This is a genomic window from uncultured Tyzzerella sp., from assembly GCF_963558545.1.
GTDB lineage: Bacteria > Bacillota > Clostridia > Lachnospirales > CAG-274 > Tyzzerella.
In genome coordinates this window covers 1-7,818 of record NZ_CAUWHO010000001.1, presented here as the reverse complement: position 1 = coordinate 7,818, position 7,818 = coordinate 1, and the positions used below count along the sequence as shown (strand labels likewise).

8 protein-coding genes are annotated in these 7,818 nt (G+C 28.1%); 7 read left to right on the top strand and 1 reads right to left on the bottom strand.

All coding sequences use genetic code 11. The features are described 5' to 3' along the window. Nucleotides 1–315 precede the first annotated feature (315 nt). The 5 genes from R5Z65_RS00035 to R5Z65_RS00015 all read left to right on the top strand — a co-directional run bounded on the left by R5Z65_RS00035 (nucleotide 316) and on the right by R5Z65_RS00015 (nucleotide 5,690). Nucleotides 316–1,353 carry a replication initiation protein gene (locus R5Z65_RS00035; RefSeq protein WP_317366257.1) on the top strand — a complete coding sequence of 346 codons (1,038 nt, stop codon included), beginning with the start codon at nucleotides 316–318 and terminating at the stop codon, nucleotides 1,351–1,353. Between the two features lie 843 nt (nucleotides 1,354–2,196). Continuing rightward, nucleotides 2,197–2,418 carry a hypothetical protein gene (locus R5Z65_RS00030; protein WP_289775181.1) on the top strand — a complete coding sequence of 74 codons (222 nt, stop codon included), beginning with the start codon at nucleotides 2,197–2,199 and terminating at the stop codon, nucleotides 2,416–2,418. A 10-nt stretch (nucleotides 2,419–2,428) separates the two neighbouring features. After that, nucleotides 2,429–2,677, top strand: a complete 249-nt coding sequence (locus R5Z65_RS00025) for a type II toxin-antitoxin system YafQ family toxin (protein ID WP_317366255.1) — start codon at nucleotides 2,429–2,431, stop codon at nucleotides 2,675–2,677. Then, nucleotides 2,677–3,795 (top strand): replication initiation protein, encoded by a 1,119-nt coding sequence (locus tag R5Z65_RS00020; RefSeq protein WP_317366253.1) that lies wholly within the window; start codon nucleotides 2,677–2,679, stop codon nucleotides 3,793–3,795. The genes R5Z65_RS00025 and R5Z65_RS00020 overlap by 1 nt, the downstream gene beginning before the upstream one ends. 449 nt (nucleotides 3,796–4,244) lie before the next feature. Next, complete coding sequence (locus tag R5Z65_RS00015) at nucleotides 4,245–5,690, top strand: hypothetical protein (RefSeq protein ID WP_289775183.1); 1,446 nt, start codon at nucleotides 4,245–4,247, stop codon at nucleotides 5,688–5,690. Nucleotides 5,691–6,050: 360 nt separating this feature from the next. Here R5Z65_RS00015 and R5Z65_RS00010 read toward each other — a convergent pair whose 3' ends face one another. Continuing rightward, nucleotides 6,051–6,281, bottom strand: a complete 231-nt coding sequence (locus tag R5Z65_RS00010) for a hypothetical protein (protein WP_289775184.1) — start codon at nucleotides 6,279–6,281, stop codon at nucleotides 6,051–6,053. A gap of 566 nt (nucleotides 6,282–6,847) precedes the next feature. Here R5Z65_RS00010 and R5Z65_RS00005 point away from each other — a divergent pair. After that, nucleotides 6,848–7,063 carry a hypothetical protein gene (locus R5Z65_RS00005; protein ID WP_289775185.1) on the top strand — a complete coding sequence of 72 codons (216 nt, stop codon included), beginning with the start codon at nucleotides 6,848–6,850 and terminating at the stop codon, nucleotides 7,061–7,063. 77 nt (nucleotides 7,064–7,140) lie between these two features. Continuing rightward, nucleotides 7,141–7,257: a type II toxin-antitoxin system YafQ family toxin gene (locus tag R5Z65_RS10200; protein WP_369124028.1), complete on the top strand. Its 117-nt coding sequence runs from the start codon at nucleotides 7,141–7,143 to the stop codon at nucleotides 7,255–7,257. Nucleotides 7,258–7,818 lie beyond the last annotated feature (561 nt).

Here is a 7,818-nt window from a genome sequence, read left to right as displayed (position 1 = left end):
AAGGGTAAAATAGTAAGTATTAAAGGGTAAAATAGTAAGTATTAAAGGGTAAAATAGTAAGTATTAAAGGGTAAAATTATTGACAAATACCAAAAAATAAGATATAATAAAAAATCCGCCTTGAGTTTTAACACTCTTGGCGGAAATCCACTATTAGGACATACTATGAAACGACATAGTAAGCGTCTTAAAGTAGCATTTTACCTAAATTTGAAGCTTTTTAGGCTGAAAATGGTGGTATTTTTTGCAAAATAAGACCGCAGGGGCAGAGAAGCCCCTTGCCTTTGGTGGAAATTTTGCAAAAAAGGCAATCGTATGAAAGAAATAGTTAAATATCATAACGACTTTAACAAAATAAAACTACCAGCATTTACAGAGATAGAACAAGACCTTTTAATAACAATTCTATCAAAAGTAAAAAATAAAGGTTTTGGAAATATGATAGAGCTATTTCCTAACGATTTAAAAATTAACGAAAAATTAAATTCTAGGCAATATCTTACAGATGTAATGGATAGTTTGAAATTAAAATTTTTTAAAGCAAATTTTAGAGAAATCATAGAAACTGAAACCGAAATCATAGACAAAACGATTAATCTTTTTCAAGAAATGCAAATTCATTATGTTAAAAGAAATCCTAATGATGGTTACGATACGAGCAAATTATTTAATCGTATTGTGTTAATAGTAAATCCCAAATTTGCCTATTTAGTCAATAATATTACTCAAAATTTTACCGCTTTTGAATTAAATGAATTTATCGCCCTTAGTGGTAAATACACAAAAACACTTTACAGGCTTTTAAAGCAATACAGAACCACAGGCAAAGCTTATTTTGAGTGGGAAGAATTTTGTAGGATTATGGATATACCTGAAAATAAAACGACTGGAGATATAGACAAATTTATTTTAAAACCAGCCCTTAAAGAGCTTACCAAAGAACGCAATATTTTCGACCAAATCAGAGTGCCTTTTAAAAATCTTGCTTATGAAAAAGAAAAACAAAAAGGCACAAGGGGCAGAGGAGGCAAGGTTATCGGTATAACCTTTACTTTTAAACCTGAAAATATCGATATGCAAAAACTAGCAAAAGAAAGCGAAAAAATAGAAACCAAAGAGGACAAATATTTAAGAATAGCACACAATATGGTAAAAAATAAAGCTAGGTTCGTGTATGAAAATATGCTTTATGAGGCAAATTCTTTCGATTATAAAGAATTAAAATTTATGGCAGTAAGACTTATAAGAGATGAATTTGAAAATTTAATTTATGACATAGGACAAACTTTCAACGCTAAAAATAAAGAAGCGTTTTTTAAAATGATTGATACTTTTAAGAATAATATTGTGTAATACTTTCAAAGCCTTTAACCTCATCAAATGCTTATGTTTTCATATTTTGAAAGATAAACATTTTTTAAGCTATCTAGCTTTAGTTTAAATCGATTTTAGTTTATTAAAGCATAGTTGATATTACTTAATAATAGTTTTTTGATTTAAAAGGCATTTTTGTTAATTTATAAGCTATTTTCATTTTATAGCCTTAATGCTTTAAAAATTCCCACACATAAAAAAAATTTTTGAAATCTATGCTCTTAAGTGAAATGATTTGTTTAATTTCTTTCTATGAAGTTTAAAAGCTTTTAGAAGCAAATTACCAGTAATGCTTTCAAAGATTTTTAAAAATAAAAAAAGAATTTAATTTAAGATTTTGATTTAATCTTAAACTTAAACGGCAAATGATTTTTTTTTTGAAAAATCAAAAAATGTCGCTATGTATATATTGATTTAATGTATTGAATATGTAGAAAATTTTAAAGCCCTATTTTCCATACTTTGAAAGGTGCTATTGTAAGTTTTTTAATGTGAAAATTATGAGAAAAGTAAGTTTTTTAATGTGAAATTTTGTATCAAAGTAAGCTTAAGTTTATTTGTTACTATTTATTTTTTATACTATGCAAAGCCCTATAAAATCATAGTTTGATAAGGATTTTATAAAAAGTAAGCTTAAGTTTATTTGTTACAATATGTTTATATACCTTATAAAATAGAGAACTTAAAACAACTTAAAACTTAAAAAGAAAGTTTTTTAATTTAAAGTTGTAATAAAGTAATTTTAAGTTTATTATTTACTATTTTATGCTATAATACACGAAAAGTAACTTTATTTAATGTGAAAATTATGGAGTAAAAAAAATGACTTTTAATGTTGAAATTAATGGAGTTGATGAAAGATTTTTGCCTGTTTTTGAAAGTTTAGCTAAAAGCATAAAGGCTTCATACTCTTTAACAAGATATGAAACTCCACAAGAGAAAAAAGAAAGCTCTATGAAAAAAGCCTTACAACAATTAAAAAATGGCGAATATGAAAGCTTTAAAGACTTCAATGCCTATAAAAAGGCTATGCGTGAAGTATGAAATTAGAGTTTTGAAAGAATACAAAAAAAATTATAAAAAACTCTCTATTAACGATAAAAACTTAGTCGATGAAATCGTTTATCGTTTAGCTAAAAATGAAACGCTTGAAAGAAAATATAAAGACCATAAATTAAAAGGGGAATTTAAAGAGTGTAGAGAGTGCCACATAAAGCCCGATTTACTCTTAATCTACCAAAAACAAGAAACTAAACTTATTTTAACCTGTATTAATATAGGCTCTCATAGTGAGTTATTTTAATGGCTAAAAATACTGAAATCATCGAACTTAAAGAGGGTTTTACGAGAAATCAAAGCAATGTCGGCACTGCTATCACTCACGCACGAACTAAAATGACTAGCCTAGAGCTTAAAACCTTTTATCAAGTTACCACACTCATACAAAAAGATGACAGCGAGTTTAAAGAATATGAAATAAGCGTAAGCGATTTTTTAAAAGCTTTAAATATTAGCAATGACAATAGAGAGCAAGTAATAAAACTATGTAAGCGTTTAGTAAGACAAGTTTTTGAAATAGAACAAGCAAATGGCGATTATATAGCCTATCCTATCTTTTCAAAAATGCACTACAAGCATAAAGAACAAGTTATTTCAATGCGGTTTAATGATGAACTTGCTCCCTTTCTTTTAGAGCTCAAACAATTCACAAAAATACACCAAATTAAATACATTAAAAGTTTTGACAGCAAATACGCTATACGCTTTTACACGCTTTTAAAAGATTATAGGCAAATGACTTATAGAGAATTTAGCGTAGAAGCCTTATGTAAAATGCTAGAATTACCCAAAAGCATAAGCGATAGCTATACAAGAATTTATAAATATGTCATCGAACCAGCCTTAAGAGAAATTGACGCTAAAAGCGATTTAGAAATTACAAATTACGAAATTACAAAGAAACTAGGCAAGAAAATCACGCATTTTAAAATAAGCTTTAAAAATAAAAACTCTCAAATGAGTGAGGATTTTACAAAAGAGCTTATCAAGCGTTACAAAACAACTAAAAGCTTTAATATATTTATTCATCATTATTATTTATGGAATAAGGAATTTAAATCTATGCACGATTTAGCTATTATAGGCAAGATAACCCTAGACAATCGAGGCTTTTTAAACGCTTATGATATTCATCACAGAATAATTTTTTCAAGCCCTAACAATGATGATTTTTTAAAGACTTTAACAAATGGAATTTACAAAGCCGCCGAAGCCATTTACGAGAAAGAAAAAAAAGAGCAATTACCCACTATGCAATGGCAAGACAAAAAAGACAAAGTTGCAAGGCTTAAGGCTATTTTGAAAGAGTGGGAACAAAAAGCCCACGAAAAAGAAAAAGAAAGTTTTTTGAGCGTAATATAGGGATTTACTTTTATTGATAGTAATTGTTGCGGGGGTGTTAGGGGGTAGCACATACCCCCTTAATCTTAAAAAATACCCTACAAAATCGCAAGATTTTAACGCAGTTTTTTGTGTATTTTTTAAATGAAATTCTTGCCTTTTAATTTACCTTTTAATTTATTAGAAAATCCCCTAAAAAAAATGAAATTTTAGACATCAATCAAAACCCCTTTACATCGTTGTTTGTTGTGGTATAATATGTAAAGTTATCAGTTATTGATAGTGTTATTTAACGCCCCCTATATACGATAGAGGATAGCAAACCGCTAAAAAAAAAGTTAAATATTTAGAAGAGTTTAAATAAGCTAAGATGAGTTTATTTTTTTAAGAAAAAGAATTTTTAAAATTTAAAAACTTTAATTTTAATTTTTAGTTTTTTGTTAGTCAGAGAATGAGGAAGGTTTTTTTAAATGTTTAGTAAGTCTAAGTTTAGTTATAGAGAATATATAGACAATCAAGCTTTTTATAATTCTAATGGTATTTATTTGCCTTTTTTTGCTTATGAATTAGATTTAAAAGGTTATGAGAGTATTTGTGCTTGTGATTTTTATGAGGATATTTTTTGTAATACAAGCATTAGTTTAGAAAGTAAAAGAAGTAAAGATGATTATGTTGTAGGAGAATATGGTGCTATTGCTTTAGAAATTAACGAGAAGTATAAGAAAAGAACTACAATAACTAAAGATTTAACAGAATTGATTGATTTAATAGATAAGAGCGATAATTTTTGCTTGATGAGCCCTATTTCTTATGCTGGAAAGAATAGAACTAATAAAAATATGCGTTATATGTATGCTTTAGTTGTTGAAATAGACCATTTAAAACCAAATGGGGAAGGTTTAGAAGAACTTCTATATAGTTTTAGAGATGATGTAAGAAGACCAAATTTAATGCCAACTTATATGGTGTGTAGTGGTAGTGGGCTTCATTTGTATTACAAGTTTAAAGAGCCTTTTTCTATGTTTGATAATCATCAAATCAAATTAACTCGTATTAAAAAAACTATGACTTTCAACCTTTGGAATCATATCGCAGATAATAAAGAAAAAATTCAATATGAAAGTATTAATCAATCTTTTAGGATTGTAGGAACAAGAACTAAAAGAGATAGTTTAGCAATGGCTTTTAAGATTAGCGATAATTGTATTACAATTAATGACCTTGAAAAATGCTACAAATATGATGAGAGCGAATATCGCAAAAAAGCTAAATATACACTAGCAGAAGCTGAAAAAAAATTCCCGCAATGGTATCAAACACGCATTATTGAAAAACAGCCTAGAAAATCGCCACAATTTAAAAAAAATAGGGCGGTTTATGATAGCTGGAAAGATAGAATTTTAAAATTAGCGGTTAGCGGAACTCGTTATTATTGTATGGAGCAACTTTGTGCTTTAGCAGTTGTTTGCGATATAAGCAGAGAAGAACTTGTAAAAAATTGTTATGAACTCTTGCCAGAGTTTGATAAAAAAACAAAGCACGAAGACAACCCATTTACTGAAGCAGATGTAAAAGCAGCCTTAGCAACCTATGATAATCCCAACGATAGCACTTATTGCAGGAAATTATCTACAATCTATAAAAAAACAAATATAAATTTACCTAGAGTAAGGCGAAATGGCAGAACACAAGCCGAACATTTAAAGAGGGCGAGATTGATTGCAAATTTAGTATTAAACGAAAAATATCCTAATGGCGAATGGAGATATAAAGAAGCTAAAGGACAGCCTACAAAAGAACATCTAGTAAAAAAATGGCAGAAAAAACACCCACAAGGCACAAAGGCACAATGCCATAAAGATACTAAAATATCACGCCCAACAATAGATAAATACTGGAGCATAAGCAATGGATAGAAAAACGGCTAGTATTTTTGATGAAGACTAAAAAATATGCTAACGCCATTAAAAAATAAAAATCTTAATTTGCAATTAGGAGTGGTTCATAGGCTTTAGATTAAACTTTTTTACATTTTTCATTTTACACCACTTTTAAAAAATGAAGTCGTAAAGCCTTTTTTGTGTAAAGTTAAAAATTTGTATCAAGTGGGGTTTATCCTCCCCCCATTTTTATCAAAAAATCCTAAAAGCCTCAAGCGAGTGCAAATAAAAAAGGCTTTAAGCTTGAAAAATTTTTAAGTTTTTACTATTTTAACCAAACAAACAACAGCTAAAGCGAAAGCGAAAATTCCAAATAAAGCAACATAAATTCCCATTTTATTCCTCCTTTTCTAGCTTATCAAGCTCTCTATTGAAGTCTATTCCAAGATAGACTAAAATTAGCAACAAAATAATAATTCCTATGGTTACGCAAATAGACAAAACATAATCTAAAGTTTTGTAATGAATTGCCGTAAAACTTATGATACCAAAAAACGCAGTTAAAATTGCAACAATTAAAACTTTTAATAAATCTAATTTTGCCTTAATTCTCTCTTTTTTACTCATACAAAATTAATAGCAAATTTTGATTAATATTTGCAACAATAAAGCCTCAAGTAAAAATTCTTTCTTAGAAATTATAGCCAGTGCAGATGAAAAATAAGGACTTAAGCTTGAAAAATTAAAAAAAGTTTGAAAACATTAATTTTCAATACAAATTTATTTTTTTATCCAGCAAAACCCTATTTTTCCACACATAAGCCTTTTAAGATTAAGCGTAATTTAAGCTAGTTTAAGTTTAGAAAGCTTAAAGAGCATAAAATTTTAAGATTTTTGTTTAAGTTTTGGCAAAAAATTAACTTTTTTTCCTCTCTTTTCTTAAAGCAAAATGAAGCATTAAAAATCTTAACTATTTAAAAAATTCATTTTTCACTTTTACACAGCTTTAAAAATTTCTTACAAAATGACCCCTTAACGAGTAATGCTAATTTTTCTTTTTTATTTCATCGTTTTAAAAATCGTTTTCGTGTGCGGAGTTAGATTTTCTATGTAACAAAACACACAAATAAAAATCAAATCTCTTTTATTTTTTGCTACACTTTCACAAAAAAACTAAGCAAAAAGGGGATAAAATGTATAATTATGCTAAGTATGAAAACGCCACAAGAAAAGACATTATTAAAGCTCTTAATTTAGCAGAAAAAAAAGAAAAAAAGCTACAAGAACAGCTAAAAGAAAACAAAGAAAAGCTAACTAAAGAAACCCTACAAGCTTTAAAAAATGCAACAAGCATAGGGGTTTTTAATAATTTTGATGAAGCAAAAAAAGCTTTAATGAGTGAGGATTAATGAGAAAAATTGACATTAAAAACACTTTCAAAAAAGATTATAGACTAGCCTTAAAGCAAGGTTGAAACGAAAGTGCTATTGATGAAACTATTAAGCAACTTGCAAACGATGATATTTTAAGCCCACATTTAAAAGCACATCAGTTAAGCGGAGATTACAAAGGCTATATGGAGTGCCACATTTTGCAGATTTAGTAATAATTTATAAGCGAGATACTAAAATTTTAAGCCTTTATCGTATAGGCAGACACCAAGATTTATTCAAAAAATATTAAAATTTATCCTCCACATATAAAAAATTGCATTTTCATTTTTGCACTTTAATTTTTAATACAACTTCAGCAAGGTAAAAAAAGGCTCAATTCCTTTTCATACTTATTTTAAAGCTTATATTTCATTGTTTCAAAGCATTTTTATTTTTAAAATTTCCAAGCTATGCGGGCAGTTTTTTTACTTAGGAGTTTTCTTGCTTAGATTTTGGATACACATACGCACGCGTGCACGCGAATTTTCTTATTTTTTCTTATTTTTTTTTATTTTTTAGCGCGCGCGCGATATAGGTAAATACGCAATGTCTTTCAAAAGCCTATAAAATAGGGCTTATAAGCAATACTTAATTTTTTCTTAAAAAGCCCATAAAATAGGGCTTAGAGGGCTGTTGAAAAATCCTATATTGTAGGTATTAAAGGGTAAAATAGTAAGTATTAAAGGGTAAAATAGTAAGTATTAAAGGGTAAAATAGTAAGTATTAAAGGG

Excerpts from the sequence above, each read along its gene's own strand:
- R5Z65_RS00035 (WP_317366257.1), top strand. The coding sequence starts at position 316 with ATGAAAGAAATAGTTAAATATCATAACGACTTTAACAAAATAAAACTA.
- R5Z65_RS00030 (WP_289775181.1), top strand. The coding sequence starts at position 2,197 with ATGACTTTTAATGTTGAAATTAATGGAGTTGATGAAAGATTTTTGCCT.
- R5Z65_RS00020 (WP_317366253.1), top strand. The coding sequence starts at position 2,677 with ATGGCTAAAAATACTGAAATCATCGAACTTAAAGAGGGTTTTACGAGA.
- R5Z65_RS00015 (WP_289775183.1), top strand. The coding sequence starts at position 4,245 with ATGTTTAGTAAGTCTAAGTTTAGTTATAGAGAATATATAGACAATCAA.
- R5Z65_RS00010 (WP_289775184.1), bottom strand. The coding sequence starts at position 6,281 with ATGAGTAAAAAAGAGAGAATTAAGGCAAAATTAGATTTATTAAAAGTT.
- R5Z65_RS00005 (WP_289775185.1), top strand. The coding sequence starts at position 6,848 with ATGTATAATTATGCTAAGTATGAAAACGCCACAAGAAAAGACATTATT.